This is a genomic window from Dyella sp. 01N448 (assembly GCF_056399225.1).
This window is the reverse complement of the sequence record NZ_JBFTQX010000017.1, coordinates 42,633-57,059: the sequence shown is the minus strand read 5'-3', so window position 1 is coordinate 57,059 and position 14,427 is coordinate 42,633. Positions and strand designations below refer to the sequence as shown.

Here is a 14,427-nt window from a genome sequence, read left to right as displayed (position 1 = left end):
TTGAGCAGCCGCTTCAGCCGGCGGGTATGGCCAACATCATGCCCACGCGCACCGAACTGTCGCTTTCCAGCTTGTTCGCGTTCTTGATCGCATTGACGCTGACGCCGTACTGCTTGGCGATGCTGCGCAGGCTTTCGCCCCGCTCCACCCGGTGCAGGTCCTGCACACCGTCATCGGCGCGACTCCCGGCACTGGGCGTGGAGGCCATCGCCTGTGCCACGGCACGTGTGGCCTTGGCAGCGGTCTCGTCGTCGCCCTGCGAGCTGGCGACATTCGCCATGCCGTTGCGACGCGAGGCTTGCGCGGCAAACCAGCTGCCCGGCGGCGGCGTGGCTTCGAAATAGCCGCGCACGCCCGTCATCACCGCCGCGGCGAGACGCGACTGGTGCGAAGGATCGCGCAGCTTGCGCTCTTCGTCCGGATTGCTGATGAAGGCCGTCTCGACCAAGATCGAGGGCACATCCGGCGAGCGCAGCACCACGAAGTTGGCGCGCTCTACGTAGCCGCGATGGGTGGGGCCGAGATTTCCCAGCGCCTTCAGCACGTTGCCTGCCACCGATTCGCTGGCCTGCATGGAATAACCCTGCTGCAGGTCGAGCAGCACGGCCGCCAGGCCGTCGTTCTTGTCGTCCAGCGTCACGCCGCCGATCAGGTCGGCCCGGTTCTGGCCGTCGGCCAGCCAGCGCGCAGCCATGCTGGTTTTGCCGCGTGGCGAGAGCACCCACACGGACGAACCCTTGGCGTCGCCGTTGATGAAGGCGTCGGCGTGGATCGAGACGAACAGGTCCGCCGAGTTGTTGCGGGCGATCTGGTAGCGCTGCGCCAGCGGGATAAAGAAATCGGCGTTGCGGGTCAGGACGGCACGCATGCCGGGCTGCTGGTTGATCTGGTCCGCCAGCTGGCGCGCCACCGCGAGGGTGACGTTCTTCTCCAGCGTCCCGCCCGGACCGTGAGCGCCCGGGTCATCGCCGCCGTGACCGGCATCGATGGCGATCACCACCTTGCGCTCGCCATTGAGCAGGCTGGCTGCCGCACGCGTCGAGGCCATGCCGCTCTGGGTCGGCTTCAGCGAGGAGCGGGTCGAGCTGCGCGACTCGGGCATGGGTGCCGGCGGCGGCATGGCAGCCGGCGGCGGAGCAGCTTCGGGCGCTGCGGCAGCCGAGGCGGAGGCGGAGGCGCTGTCGCCGTCGTCATCCGATGGGGCGGCAGCCGGGATGGGAATATTCGGTACAGGCCGCTTTTCCGGCGACGAGGCCTTAGCCACCGAGCCGCTGCCCGGATAAAGATCGACCACCAAGCGGTAGCCGTACTCCGCCTGCGGCTTGAGCAGGAAGCTTTTGACGTTGCTCGAGGGATCGACCTTGGCGGTCAGGCGGACGTTATTGCCCTGCTTGGCGCCGCTCATGCCCTTGTACAGGCCCGTGGCCGCCGGGTAATTGAAGCCGCCAACGACCGAGCTGCCGTTGATGTCCACGGTCAGCTCGTCGCCGTCCTGGTCGACCTTGTAGGTAACCGGGCCGGAAACATCGAGCACCACGCGGGTGTATTCGGGGCCTGCCCAGACGCGGGCGGACTTCACATCGGCCGCGCGCGACGCGCAAAAAGGCACCACGGCCAGCAGGGCCACGGCACTGAGCAGAGCAGGATGCGTCCTATATCCCTTCATGGAGCGGAATTGAAGCCCACCCGCCCGGGGATTGCAATAGGTTTTCCCTTGAATATCCATAACCTGCGTAAGTTTTGTCAGGCGACATCCAGCTATCGGCCGCAAGCCACGCAAACTGAAGGCGAATTCCCTTATGCCTGCCGAGGGAAAAATCTCAGCAAGTACCGATACTTAGGTGATTCGGGCCGCGTTTACGTCAGGCCAGACGCGAGGTGACCGCCGCGCCGCGGGGGGTGCGCACTTCCATGCGGGCATGGCGCCCGCTCCCGGCATAACTGAGGTGCACGACCAGGTCAGGGGCCGGCAAGGCGCCCGCACCACGCTCGGGCCACTCCACCAGCACTAGGGCCGAGGGATCGGACAGCGCGTCCAGACCCAGCCATTCCAGCTCGCCGGGATCGGCGATGCGGTAGAGGTCCAGATGCCAGGCCGGCCGTCCGTTGGCGCGATAGGACTCAACCAGGCTATAGGTCGGGCTCTTGATGCGCTCGCCGACGCCCAGGGCGCCGAGCAGTGCACGGGCAAAGCTGGTCTTGCCGGCGCCCAGGTCGCCATGCAGATAGACCACCAGGCCATCATCGAGCGCGCCGGCCAGGCGGGTGGCCAGCGCGGCGGTGGTGGCTTCGTCGGGCAGATTCCAGCTCGGTTCCGTCATGCGTCGATTCCGTTGAGCAGCCGGCGCAGCGGCTCCAGCAAGTCGCTGGCGATCAAGCCACGCTCACCGCCGTGACGGGCCGCCAGATCGCCCGCGCGGGCATGCAGGGAGACACCCAGGGTGGCGGCCTGCCAGGCGTCGCAGCCTTGCGCCAGCAGCGCGGCGACGATGCCGGTCAGCAGATCCCCCATGCCGCCGCTGGCCATGCCCGGATTGCCCCAGGGACAGACGGCAACACGCCCCTGCGGATCGGCCACCAGGCTACCTGCGCCCTTCAGCACCGCGACGACCCGATAGCGCCTGGCCAGTTCGCACACGGCCGCAAAACGGTCGGCCGCGATGGCCTTGGTATCGCATCCCAGCAGGCGCGCTGCCTCGCCGGGATGCGGCGTGATCACCGCCGGGCGGGAGAACTCGCGCGGCTCGAGCGCGAGCAGATTCAGGCCGTCCGCATCGAGCACCAGCGGCAGATCGGCGTCGAGCGCGGTCAACCACAGTGCATGCCCCCACGCTCCCTGCCCCAGTCCGGGTCCCACGGCGAGCACGCTGGCACGCGGCAGCAAGGCCTCCAGCGCCTGCGGCCCGTTTACCTCATGGGCCATCAGCTCTGGCCGGGCGCTGTTGAGTGCGATCAGATGTTCGGCACGGGTCGCGACGCTGACCAGTCCGGCGCCACCGCGCAGGGCCGCTTCACCGCACAAGCGGATCGCACCGGCCGTGCCGTGATCGCCGCCGATGGCCAGCACGTGCCCGTTATTGCCCTTGTGCGATTGTCGCGGACGCGGCGGCAGCGTCCACGGATGCATCAGTTCTGCAGCCGCACGGGCGTGCTGCCAAAGCGTTTCCGGCAAGCCCAACGACTCCAACTGCACGGTTCCCACATAGCCCGGCGCCAGCCCCGTATAGAGCCCGCGTTTGGGCGCGATGAAGGTCACGGTGACGCTGGCCTGCACCGCCTCGCCCGGCACATCACCGGTATCGGCATTGACGCCCGAGGGCACGTCCAACGCCAACACCGGCGCGCCGGTCGCATGTATGTGCCGGACCAGCGCAGCGACCTCGGTTGCCAGCGCGCGTTGCAGGCCGGTGCCGTACAAGGCATCGACATGCACATCGACCGACGGAAGCGCGACGGCGTCGCTCCACACGTGCACCGTACCGCCGCCGTGCTCGAACTCGCGACGCGCGCGACCAGCGTCGTCGCCACGGCTCTCGCCCAGCGCAAAAACGTCGGCATGCAGTCCGGCCTCACGCGCCAGCGCCGCCAGCAGGAAGCCGTCGCCACCGTTGTTGCCGGGGCCGCAGTACACCGCGATGCGCCGCGCCTGCGGCCAATGCTGGCGCAGGCAAACCAGCGCCGCAGCGGCGGCGCGCTGCATCAGTTCGTAACCGGGAATGCCGAGCTCTTCGATGGCGCGGCGATCGAGCGCTCGCACCTGTTCGACGGTATAGAGCTCGTGACGATGGGGGTGGGCAGTCATGCGGGAATTATAGGCATGCCAGCGCAGGCCTTAGCGCACGGACCGCCTACAATAGCCACATGTCCCCTGTTGCCGCCCCACCTGCCGACTACGCTGCGCTTGCGCTCGATATCAAGCGCTGGGCGCAGGAGCTTGGCTTTGCCGATTGCGGCATCGCCGGCACCGAGCTGGGCGAGGACGAGGTGCACCTGAAGCGTTGGCTGGACGACGGCCATCACGGCGAGATGGATTACATGGCCCGCCACGGCGACAAACGCAGCCGCCCGGCGGAACTGGAACCGGGCACGCTTCGCGTCGTTTCCGTGCGCATGGATTACATTCCGCCGGGCACGCGCAACGCGTGGAATGTCCTGGGCGATGCCGAAGCCGGTTATGTCGCGCGCTATGCGTTGGGCCGCGACTATCACAAGCTCATGCGCAACCGCTTGCAGAAGTTGGCCGAGCGCATTCATGGCGCCATCGGCGACTTCGGCTATCGCGCCTTCGTCGATTCGGCTCCCGTGCTCGAAAAAGCGCTCGCCCGAAATGCGGGACTGGGCTGGATCGGCAAGCACACCGTGCTGATCAACCGCAGCGCCGGTTCGTACTTCTTCCTCGGCGAGCTCTACACCAATCTGCCACTGCCGGTGGACGCACCTGCCAGCGCGCACTGCGGGAGCTGCCGTCGCTGCATCGATATCTGCCCTACCCAGGCGATCGTCGCGCCATACAAGCTCGATGCGCGACGCTGCATTTCGTATCTCACCATCGAATTGCGCGGAAGTATTCCCGAGGAACTACGCGAGCCGATCGGCAACCGCATTTTCGGCTGCGACGATTGCCAGCTGATCTGTCCCTGGAACAAATTTGCGCAGGATGCGACTGAACCGGATTTCGCGCCGCGTCATCGGCTTGATGGCGCGAAGCTGGTGGAGCTGTTCGGCTGGAGCGAGCAGGAATTCCTGCAGCGCACGGAAGGCATGGCCATCCGTCGCACCGGCTACGAAGGCTGGCTGCGCAATATCGCGGTGGCGCTGGGCAATGCGCCTCATTCGGATGAGGTGCGGGATGCGCTGCTAGCGCGCAGCGATCATCCGTCGGAGATCGTGCGCGAGCATGTAGCGTGGGCGCTGGCGAAGCATCCTGCCTGACACGCACAACAATGCTTATCCTGTGGGAGCGCACCCWGTGCGCGACTGACGCCTCGCGAGGCCTGTCGCGCACAGGGTGCGCTCCCACAGTGGCGGCTCAGACCTTGCGGCGCTCGTGGATCGCCTCGATCAGCGCCTGCGTGGACGAATCCAGTCCTGCGACCTTCTTCGCCCCGCCCTCTTCCAACGCCGGCAGAATCTGCCGCGCAATCGACTTGCCCAGCTCCACGCCCCACTGATCGAACGCGTTGACACCCCACAGGTGGCCAAGCATGAACACCTTGTGCTCGTACAACGCGATCAGTGCACCGAGGCTTTCCGGCGTGAGCGCGTCCAGTAGCATCACCGTGCTGGGTCTATCGCCCGGGAAAGTGCGCTGCGCGGCCAGCACGCGACGCTCTTCGTCAGTACCCGACTTCGCTTCGGCGAGCGCTTCGTCGAACGTCTTGCCCAGCGCAAGCGCAGCCGCCTGGGCGAGCAAGTTCGACAACAGCGCCTCGTGGTTTGCGGTGAGATCGTGCGCCGGCTTCACCACGCCGATGAACTCCAGCGGCACCACATCGGTGCCCTGGTGCAGCGACTGGAAATACGCATGCTGCGCATTGGTGCCCACGCTGCCCCACACCACCGCCGAGGTCGGTTGCGCGACCGGCTGTCCCTGCTTGGTGACCTGCTTGCCCAGGCTCTCCATTTCCAGCTGCTGCAGGTAGGAGGTGAGATCGGTGAGCAGGTCGGCGTAAGGGATCACTGCGCGACTGCCGCGGCCCTGGACGTCGCGGTTCCAGTACTCCACCAGACTCAGCAGCACCGGCAAGTTCTCCGACCAGGCCGCGCTGCGGAAATGATCGTCCACCAGCGCCGCGCCTTTGAGCAGCTCGTGGAAGTTGTACGAGCCGATAGCCAGCGCGAGCGACAGGCCCACGGCCGACCACACGGAAAAGCGGCCACCGACGAAGTCCCACATCGGATAAACCTGTGCCGCCGGAATGCCCCACTTTGCCGCCTCGGCGACATTGGCGCTCACGGCAAGAAAGTGGCGCGACACGGCAGCCTGGTCGCCGTCGTAGGCGCGGCTGATCCACTCGCGCATCACGTTGCCGTTGAGCAAGGTTTCCTGCGTGGTGAAGGTCTTGGAGACCACGATCACCAGCGTGCGCTTGGGATCGAGCTGATGCATCAGCTCGTAGGCGGACTGGCCGTCCACATTGGTGAGGAAATGACTGCGCAGCCCCGGCACGTGATACGGCGTGAGCGCGCGGGCAGCGAGGCGCGGCCCGAGGTCCGAGCCGCCGATGCCGATGTTCACGATGTCGGTGATGCCGGGCGCCACGCCGAAGGCGCTGGCGTCGCCGAGTTCCACGGCCTTGACCAGCGCATCGATGCGCTTGAGCGTGGCGTCGATTTCCTTGAGCGCATCGCGCGGTGCGGGCGAAGGCAATTGCGAACCGCCGGCGCGCAGCGCGGTGTGCAGCACCGCACGGTCTTCGGAGGTATTGATGGGCTGGCCGGAGAACATCGCATCGCGCGCTGCCTGCCAGCCGCTGGCTTCGACGTGCGCGCCGAGAGCGTCCAACGCAACCTGGTCGAGCTTCTGGCGACTCAGGTCCAGCAGGATTGGCCCGAGGCGATGGCGCAGGCGCTTGCCGCGGGCGGCGTCCTTCAGCAATTCCCGCAGGTGCGTGCCTGCGAGCCGGTCAACGTGTTCTGCAAGAAAAGACGGACGGCGCTCGGACGACATGGGAACTCATGCTCGGCGAAGGGGGACGTCGATCTTACGCAGCTTCGCGCACCCTTTGCCAGCAGATTGTTGCACCGCACCCAGGCCCCGCCCTGAGGCGAGGCGCAAAGCTTCAGGCCGCGGCCATCTGCTTGGGAATCGAGCGATTGGTGTGCGAGATGGCGTTGTTGGCGTCCACGTACACCAGGGTCGGCTGGAACTGCTCGAGCTCGGCCTCGGACAGCTGGCAGAACGCGGCAATGATGACCAGGTCGCCCGGCTGTGCGCGGTGGGCGGCGCTGCCGTTCACCGAGATGATGCCCGAGCCTTCCTCGGCACGCAGCGCGTAAGTGACGAAGCGCTTGCCGTTGTTGATGTTCCACGCATGGATCTGCTCGTACTCGCGAATGCCGGAGGCATCGAGCAACAGGCCGTCGATGGCGATGGAGCCTTCGTAATGGAGCTCGGCATGGGTCACCGTCGCACGGTGGATCTTGGCCTTGAGCATGTTCAGGTTCATGACTTCAGTTTCCGGCAGGAATTGCCCGCGTAGCCCACTATTATCCCGCCGAGACGCGCCGCGTCGCAACATGGGGTCCCGGCAGGCCCTTGATGGGGTCGGTCAGTCGAAAGGCAAGTTGTCGATCAGCCGGGTCGAGCCCAGCCGGGCCGCGATCAGGGCGACCAGGCCTTCGGTCTCGCCGTCGACCGGTTCAGCCAGGTCTTCGGAGCGCCGAATGACGGCGTAATCAGGGTCGAAACCGGCCCGGGCAAGCTTGGAAGCCGCCGCCTGCTCCACCACCGACCAGGCGTGCCCCTTGGCGATGAGATCGCGCATCTGCTGCAGGGTGGCGTAGATCTGCGGCGCCAGGGTGCGGTGTTCGGCCGAGAGGTACTGGTTTCGCGAGCTCAAGGCGAGGCCGTCCTCGGCACGCAGCGTGGGCGCCGCAATGATCTTCACCGGCAGCGAGAGATCGCGAACCATCCGCTCGATCACCTTGAGCTGCTGGAAATCCTTCTGGCCAAACACGGCCAGATCCGGCTCCACCAGGTTGAACAGCTTGCACACCACCGTAGCCACGCCGTCGAAATGCCCCGGGCGGTGGGCACCCTCGAGCGTTTCGGTGAGTTGCGGCACATGGATGCTCACGCTGTTCTGCGCGCCGAACGGGTACAGCGTGGGCACTTCCGGGGCAAACAGCAGGTCGCAGTCCTGTTCGGCCAACCCCACCTGATCCTGCACCAGGGTGCGCGGATAACGCTCGAAGTCTTCGTTCGGGCCGAACTGGGTGGGATTGACGAACACGCTGGCCACTACCCGATCGGCGCGGGCTCGGGCCAGTTTGATCAACGAATGGTGACCGGCGTGCAGGTTACCCAGGGTGGGCACGAAACCCACCGTAAGGCCCTGGCCGCGCCAGCCGCGGATGGTGGCGCGGAGCGCCGCGGCATCTTGCACAGTCTGCATGTCTTTGAGCTCTGCTGCCTCAGTCGAAGCAATGTTCCGGCGCCGGGAAGGCGCCACTGCGCACATCCTCGGCATAGGCCGCGATCGCCGCAGCCACAGAGTCGCGTCCTGCGAGGAAATCCTTGCTGAACTTGGGTCGCTTGCCGGGCGTCACCGCCAGCATGTCGTGGATCACCAGCACCTGCCCGTCGCAATGCGGGCCGGCGCCGATGCCAATGGTAGGAATGGACACAGCCTGCGTGATGCGCTCGCCCAGTGCGGTGGGAATGCCTTCCAGCACAAGCAGGTCGGCGCCCGCGGCTTCCACCGCCTTGGCGTCCTCGACCAGGCGGTCGGCGGCGTCCTGCGCGCGGCCCTGGATACGGAAACCGCCGAACTTGTGCACCGATTGCGGCGTCAGGCCCAGGTGCGCGCATACCGGAATGGCGCGTTCGACCAGCGCGGTGATCACTTCGAGAATATGCGGCGAGGCGCCCTCGATCTTCACCATCGCGGCGCCACCCTCGCCCACCAGCTGCGCGCCAGCTTCCAACGCGTGGGCGACATCGCGATCGGCCATGAACGGGAAGTCGGCGATGAGCAAAGTGGCGTTGAGTCCGCGCGACACGATGCTGGTGTGATAGACCATGTGGTCCAGCGTCACCGGCAGCGTGCTTTTGTGCCCCTGGATCACCATGCCGAGCGAGTCGCCCACCAGCGCCACGTCGACGCCAGCCATTTCCAATTGCGCCGCGAAACTCGCGTCGTAACAGGTGAGCATGACGATGCGTTGGCCTGCTTCCTTCATCCCGCGCAACGCCGGCACGGTGACCGGCTTGCGCGTGGGGGCGTTCGCTTTTTGCGAGTACACGACAATTCCCTAGAACGGAGGCAGGCGCGGATTATCCCGCGTGTGGCGTGAAGGGCTCAAGGCAGACGCTCGCAACCGGTGGTTTCGATGCCTGCCAGCAGATCCGCCACCTTACCCTGGCCCGGCAACTCCAGCGTCGGCGCCAGGTCGTTCAGTGGCAACAGTACAAAAGCACGCTCAGCCATGCGCGGATGAGGCAGCGTCAGGCGATCGTCCGATAGCACGACGCCGTCCATGTGCAGCACATCGAGATCAAGCGTGCGCGGGCCCCAGCGCTCGCCATCGCGCACCCGGCCGGCATCGCGCTCGATCTTCAGCAAGGCATCGAGCAGCTGGTGCGGCGTCAGTCCGGTATCGATCTGAGCGACCGCATTGATGAAAGCAGGTTGATCGAGCACGCCCCAGGGAGGCGTGAGATACAGCGCTGAGCGGGCGAGCAAGCGGGTTTGCGGGAGTGCATCCAGCGCGCCGAACGCGCCCAGCACGTGTCCTTGCGCGTCGCCTAGGTTGCTGCCCAACGCAATGAACGCAACCGTCACGCGGGATCCGACTTGTTGCCCGACTTCGAGCTCGGCTTGCGACGACGGCGCTTGCGCGGCTTGGCGGCCGGCGCAGCGCTTTCCACTGCCGAACCCGACGCGCTGCCCGACAAGGCCGCCGCCAGCGTTTCGTGCGGCAACTGCTGCGCGTGCTGCCACCATGCGCCGAGCTCGCGCACCGCGGGGGATTCCTCCGCACGCAGCAGCAGGAAGTCGAAGGCGGCACGGAAACGCGGATGCGTCATCAGGCGGAATACGCGCTTGCGCTGCACTTGTTCAAAGCGCGGCTGCATGCCCCAGATTTCTTCCATGGTCAGCGTGAAACGACGCGGGATCGCCACGCGCTGGCATTGCTCGACGATGACGTGGGTGGCGGCGCGTTCCCACGCGGCCACTGGCTCCATGCCCTTGGTGATCCAGGTATGCGCCAGGTCGCGCACTTCGCCCCACAGCAGCACGGCGAACAGGAAGGCCGGCGTCACCGACTTGCCTTCGGCGACGCGTGCATCGGTATTGGCCAGGCCCTGCTCGATCAGCGCACGCAGCGCCTTGTCGCCGCGCTTGAGCGCGCGTGCCGTGGCCGGAAACATGAACTTCAGCAGGCCGGTCTGTTCGAGCATGTGGAAGCTCTTGAGGCCATGCCCTGACAGGAACAGCTTGAGCGACTCGTCAAACAATCGCGCCGGCGCAGCGTCGGCCAGCAGCGGCCCGAGCTCGTCGAACGGCGCCGCGGCGGCCGCGTCGATGCGGAAATTGAGCTTGGCCGCGAGGCGCACGGCACGCAGCATGCGCACGGGATCTTCGCGGTAGCGCGTTTCCGGATCGCCGATCAGGTGCAGCACGCGGTCCTGCACGTCCTGCATGCCGCCGACATAGTCGCGCACCGAGAAATCGCTGATGTCGTAGTACAGCGCGTTGACGCGGAAGTCGCGACGGATCGCGTCCTCTTCGATCGAGCCCCACACGTTGTCGCGCACGATGCGGCCGTCGACGATGTGGCGATCGCCCTCGCCTTCTTCTTCGCCGGTGCCACGGAAGGTGGCCACTTCGATGATTTCCGGACCGTACACCACGTGGGCCAGCCGGAAACGGCGGCCGATCAGGCGCGAATTGCGGAAGAGTTTCTTGACCTCGTCGGGCGTGGCGTTGGTGGCCACGTCGAAGTCCTTGGGATGACCGCCCAGCAGCAGGTCGCGAACGGCGCCTCCCACCAGATAGGCCTGGTAGCCGGCCTCGTTGAGGCGATAGAGCACGCGCAGCGCTGCCTTGCTGATGTTCTTGCGCGAAATCACGTGCTGCTCGCGCGGGATGATGCGCAATGCAGGCGTGGCGTTGGTCCTTGCGTCGTGATTCAAGCGGTCTGGATCCTTGCAGGCGCTTAGCGCCATTCAAAGCGATCAATGCGGCATCGTTCCGCCGCCTCCACATTCCACCATGCCCCATCGGGCCGGTGGCCGTCCGCCCGGTCGGTCCTTGAGCCCCTGAGGGCATTGCCGGGCGAAGCAATTCCGCTATACTAGCGCGCTCCGGTGCATTTCGCTCCCTTCGTCTAGTGGCCTAGGACACCGCCCTCTCAAGGCGGGAACACGAGTTCGAACCTCGTAGGGAGCGCCACTTCCGGCCTGGCACGGGCCCCGGCTCATTCAAGACAGGCACGAGAGCGTATGACTTTTGTCGTCACCGACAACTGCATCAAGTGCAAATACACCGACTGTGTCGAAGTTTGCCCCGTCGACGCCTTCCACGAAGGCCCCAACTTCCTCGTGATCGATCCGGACGAGTGCATCGACTGCACCTTGTGCGAGCCGGAGTGCCCGATCAACGCGATCTATCCGGAAGACGACGTGCCCGCCGGACAGGAAAGCTTCACTGCCCTGAACGCGGCGCTGGCCAAGAGCTGGCCGGTCATCACCGAGCGCAAGGACGGCCTCGCCGACGCCAAGGACTGGGAAAACAAGCCAAACAAGCTCGACCTGCTCGAACGCTGAACGCCATCCCGGACGCTGTACCCCTCCGCAGGACACCCCGGTTCGCGCATAAAAAAACGCCGCCCTTGAGGCGGCGTTTTTATTGGCCGTAAGGCAACGGATCAACCGCCGCCCATGCGACCCTTGAGGGTATCGATCACCTTGGCCACCGCGGCGGCATCGCCCTGGGCGCGCACTTCGCTGGCCTTCTCGCCGCTGGTGCCCACGGTCAGCAGCACCTGGCGCGGCTTGGCGCCCGGGGCATCCGCAGACTCCTTGGACTTGCCGTTGAACATGCTGCTGAAGAAGCCCTTCTTCTGGGTCGGCTGATCCGATGCGACCACGCTAAGCGTATAGGTGTGCGCGTCATCGTCGTGCCCCACCACCTGGCCAATATCACCATTCTCCAGGGCCTGGCCCACGCGGCGATAGGTGTTGTCGATGCTGTCGTTCAGCACAAAGCCGTCGGCGATCTGGGCGCTGCTGTTGCCCACGCGCGCGGTCGCACCATTGGAGGTCGGGTTGTTGGCGCCCGCTTCCGGAATGACCAGCGCGGCGCTGGTGGAAGGCGTATCCAGGCCCGGCGGAATTTCCAGCGGCGACTCCTGTTTGGCCGTTTCCCAGGCCTTCTGCGAACGGAACATGCCGCAGCCAGAGAGCAGCAAGGCAGACAGGGCCAGTACCGGCAGGGCCACGACAAGCGGGGATTTCTTCATGTAAGCAGATTCCGTAGGAGTATCAGTTGCCCGAAATGTCAGGCCGCATTCGCCAAGGATGCCAGACCCGCCAGCGCTTCGCGAAGTCGCGCGCGGTCCGGACCATCCTCCAATTCAACCAAAGGCAGGCGTGGCGCCGCCAATCCCAAGCCCAGCGGCGGCAATCCGGCCTTCACAGCAATCGGGTTCGGCGCGCAGTTGAGCGCCGAAACCAGCGGCGCCAGCACGGCGTCGCAACGCTGTGCTTCAGCCCGATCGCCTGCCGTGGCGGCATCGCACAACATGCGAAACGCGCGAGGCACCAGATTGGCTACCACCGAGATCGTCCCCGCCGCGCCAGCGAGCATCGCCTTGCAGGCCGTGCCGTCGTCACCGGACAGATAGACGAAATCCGGCCGCGCAAGTTCCGCGATGGCGCGAATCCTTTCATCGGTGCCCAGCGCTTCCTTGAGGCCCACGATGGCCGGGTGGTCGCGCAGTTCAGCCACCGTTGCCGGCAGCAGGTCGCAACCCGTGCGCGCCGGCACGTTGTACAGCACCACCGGCAGGCCGCCATGGTCAGCCACTTCGAGGAAATGGCGACGCAGGCCTTCCTGGGTCGGTCGCACGTAGTACGGAGCCACCACCAGGGCCGCATCAGCACCCAGCGCTTTCGCACGCCGCGTGAGCGCCACGGTCTTGGCCGTGCCCGCCTCGCCGGTCCCGGCAAGGACCAACATGCGGCCGGCCACCCGTTCCACGGCAAACGCGAGCAGGCGCTCGTATTCGTCGTGCTCGAGCATATGGGCCTCGCCGGTTGAACCGGCCACGACCACGCCTTCGGTTCCGCCGTCGATCTGGTAGTCAAGCAGCTTTGCGAAAGCCGCAAGATCAAGCGCCCCGTCCGCCGCGAACGGCGTGACCAGCGCACAGATGCTTCCGCGAATGTTCAAGACCGGCTCCGCCTGAAACTCAAACCCGGCATGTTACCGGAAAAGCTTGTTCAGCCAATACAGAGCCCTGGGCCGGCCCTGCCAGCGCTATCCCGCGTCCGAATTCACCCTGGACAGCCCGCCCAAGTCCATGGAGCGGGCGCAGTCCTGGATTCCCCCTCAATGGGCGTTCGGACCGATCAGCAGGGGTTTCGGGATGGTGGTATGCAACATCTCATCCTTCATCTGCATCGTGGCCGCGCGATCGCGCTCCATATCGCTGTACTTGCGACAGGTGGTCTTCGGAAGATGGGACCCGGTGGGTTGTTCGTGTACGCAGATCTCTTTGTCGCCATCGCGGCGGGTAAGGATCGCATTGATCTCGGACTGGTCGTTGTAGAGCTGGATCTTGGACTTGTCGTCCATGGCGTCGACCTTGGTGAACCGATCCAGGAGCGACTGCATATCACCAAGGTCCTTGGTGACGGTGCCGCGCTCCTCAGCGTTGACGAACTCAAAGCGGCCGCCTGCCTGCATCTGTTCGCGCACATGGTCGGCCACAGGGGCGAATGTATCCCTCGTATCGGCCTTGACGTCAGGCGGTGGCGGGCTCTTCGCCAGCAGCGAAGTCGCAGGAACAAGAAACACCAATACCGCAACAGCAAGCTGCGCACGCACCAACTTCATGATCTAACCCCCTGGTTGTCTTAGCCGAAACAAACGCCATCCCGATGCGTCAATGCGTACCCAGCGCCGAGGACGGAGCCGCCTCTCGCATCGTATGCAGCATGGCATCCTTCATGTTGAGCATGTCCCGCCGCTCGCGCTCTATCTGGGCGTAGTTGCGGCAGGTGGTCTTGGGAAGATGAGATCCCGTCGGCTGCTCGTGCGTGCAGATTTCGCGTTCGCCGTCGCGCCTGGTGAGCAGCGCGTTCACTTCCGACTGATCGTTGTAGAGCTGGATCTTGGACTTGTCGTCCATCGCATCGACCTTGCCGAAGCGGTCGAACAAGCCATGCATGTCATTCATATCGTGCTCGACCGTCTCGCGCTCTTCCGCGGTCAGGAACTCGAAACGTCCGCCCGCGCCCATCTCCTGATGGACATGGTCCATGACCCCTTCGAACTTCTCTTTGGTATCTGCCTTGACGTCCGGCGGCGTTGGATTCTTGGCATACGCCAGCGCCTGCGAAAACGGGATTGCCATGGCGGCAACCATCAACCACGCATGCACGTGCTTCATAATCCGCTCCCCATTGATGAGCCCCTAGGACGGCGGCGCGACCGCCAAAATGTTACGCCCGGCCTGGCAGGCAGTCAAAAAGCG

Annotated in this window: 15 protein-coding genes and 1 tRNA gene; 3 read left to right on the top strand and 13 right to left on the bottom strand. The window is 65.5% G+C overall.

The window, feature by feature from the left end; all coding sequences use genetic code 11:
- Positions 1 to 13: 13 nt before the first annotated feature.
- The 3 genes from AC1DKY_RS19250 to AC1DKY_RS19240 form a co-directional block, all read right to left on the bottom strand.
- Positions 14 to 1,666, bottom strand: a complete 1,653-nt coding sequence (locus tag AC1DKY_RS19250) for an N-acetylmuramoyl-L-alanine amidase (protein WP_441605178.1) — start codon at positions 1,664 to 1,666, stop codon at positions 14 to 16.
- Between the two features lie 196 nt (positions 1,667 to 1,862).
- Positions 1,863 to 2,321, bottom strand: coding sequence for a tRNA (adenosine(37)-N6)-threonylcarbamoyltransferase complex ATPase subunit type 1 TsaE (gene tsaE / locus AC1DKY_RS19245; RefSeq protein WP_441605177.1), 459 nt, complete (start codon positions 2,319 to 2,321; stop codon positions 1,863 to 1,865).
- Positions 2,318 to 3,802 (bottom strand): NAD(P)H-hydrate dehydratase, encoded by a 1,485-nt coding sequence (locus tag AC1DKY_RS19240; RefSeq protein ID WP_441605176.1) that lies wholly within the window; start codon positions 3,800 to 3,802, stop codon positions 2,318 to 2,320. The genes tsaE and AC1DKY_RS19240 overlap by 4 nt, the downstream gene beginning before the upstream one ends.
- Positions 3,803 to 3,861: 59 nt before the next feature.
- On the opposite strand from AC1DKY_RS19240, the gene queG reads away from it, so the two are divergent.
- Positions 3,862 to 4,932, top strand: coding sequence for a tRNA epoxyqueuosine(34) reductase QueG (gene queG, locus AC1DKY_RS19235; RefSeq protein ID WP_441605175.1), 1,071 nt, complete (start codon positions 3,862 to 3,864; stop codon positions 4,930 to 4,932).
- A 97-nt stretch (positions 4,933 to 5,029) separates the two neighbouring features.
- Here queG and pgi read toward each other — a convergent pair whose 3' ends face one another.
- The 6 genes from pgi to pcnB all read right to left on the bottom strand — a co-directional run bounded on the left by pgi (position 5,030) and on the right by pcnB (position 10,861).
- Positions 5,030 to 6,670 (bottom strand): glucose-6-phosphate isomerase, encoded by a 1,641-nt coding sequence (gene pgi / locus AC1DKY_RS19230; protein ID WP_441605174.1) that lies wholly within the window; start codon positions 6,668 to 6,670, stop codon positions 5,030 to 5,032.
- Positions 6,671 to 6,782: 112 nt separating this feature from the next.
- Complete coding sequence (gene panD, locus AC1DKY_RS19225; protein ID WP_046971832.1) at positions 6,783 to 7,169, bottom strand: aspartate 1-decarboxylase; 387 nt, start codon at positions 7,167 to 7,169, stop codon at positions 6,783 to 6,785.
- A gap of 102 nt (positions 7,170 to 7,271) precedes the next feature.
- Positions 7,272 to 8,117, bottom strand: a complete 846-nt coding sequence (gene panC, locus AC1DKY_RS19220; protein WP_441605173.1) for a pantoate--beta-alanine ligase — start codon at positions 8,115 to 8,117, stop codon at positions 7,272 to 7,274.
- 19 nt (positions 8,118 to 8,136) lie between these two features.
- Positions 8,137 to 8,967 (bottom strand): 3-methyl-2-oxobutanoate hydroxymethyltransferase, encoded by an 831-nt coding sequence (gene panB / locus AC1DKY_RS19215; protein ID WP_441605172.1) that lies wholly within the window; start codon positions 8,965 to 8,967, stop codon positions 8,137 to 8,139.
- Between the two features lie 56 nt (positions 8,968 to 9,023).
- Positions 9,024 to 9,506: a 2-amino-4-hydroxy-6-hydroxymethyldihydropteridine diphosphokinase gene (gene folK / locus AC1DKY_RS19210; RefSeq protein WP_441605171.1), complete on the bottom strand. Its 483-nt coding sequence runs from the start codon at positions 9,504 to 9,506 to the stop codon at positions 9,024 to 9,026.
- Positions 9,503 to 10,861, bottom strand: a complete 1,359-nt coding sequence (pcnB, locus tag AC1DKY_RS19205; protein WP_441605170.1) for a polynucleotide adenylyltransferase PcnB — start codon at positions 10,859 to 10,861, stop codon at positions 9,503 to 9,505. Before pcnB ends, folK begins: the two co-directional genes overlap by 4 nt.
- A 183-nt stretch (positions 10,862 to 11,044) precedes the next feature.
- On the opposite strand from pcnB, the gene AC1DKY_RS19200 reads away from it, so the two are divergent.
- A tRNA-Glu gene (locus AC1DKY_RS19200) sits at positions 11,045 to 11,120 on the top strand.
- Positions 11,121 to 11,170: 50 nt separating this feature from the next.
- Positions 11,171 to 11,494 (top strand): ferredoxin FdxA, encoded by a 324-nt coding sequence (fdxA, locus tag AC1DKY_RS19195; protein ID WP_441605169.1) that lies wholly within the window; start codon positions 11,171 to 11,173, stop codon positions 11,492 to 11,494.
- 101 nt (positions 11,495 to 11,595) lie between these two features.
- Here fdxA and AC1DKY_RS19190 read toward each other — a convergent pair whose 3' ends face one another.
- The 4 genes from AC1DKY_RS19190 to AC1DKY_RS19175 form a co-directional block, all read right to left on the bottom strand.
- Positions 11,596 to 12,189 carry a hypothetical protein gene (locus tag AC1DKY_RS19190; protein ID WP_441605168.1) on the bottom strand — a complete coding sequence of 198 codons (594 nt, stop codon included), beginning with the start codon at positions 12,187 to 12,189 and terminating at the stop codon, positions 11,596 to 11,598.
- A gap of 38 nt (positions 12,190 to 12,227) precedes the next feature.
- The gene (dapA, locus tag AC1DKY_RS19185) at positions 12,228 to 13,121 is read right to left on the bottom strand and encodes a 4-hydroxy-tetrahydrodipicolinate synthase (protein WP_441605167.1); all 894 of its coding nucleotides are present in this window, start codon (positions 13,119 to 13,121) and stop codon (positions 12,228 to 12,230) included.
- A 159-nt stretch (positions 13,122 to 13,280) separates the two neighbouring features.
- Complete coding sequence (locus AC1DKY_RS19180; protein ID WP_441605166.1) at positions 13,281 to 13,787, bottom strand: hypothetical protein; 507 nt, start codon at positions 13,785 to 13,787, stop codon at positions 13,281 to 13,283.
- A 49-nt stretch (positions 13,788 to 13,836) separates the two neighbouring features.
- Positions 13,837 to 14,319, bottom strand: coding sequence for a hypothetical protein (locus tag AC1DKY_RS19175; RefSeq protein ID WP_441605165.1), 483 nt, complete (start codon positions 14,317 to 14,319; stop codon positions 13,837 to 13,839).
- Positions 14,320 to 14,427 lie beyond the last annotated feature (108 nt).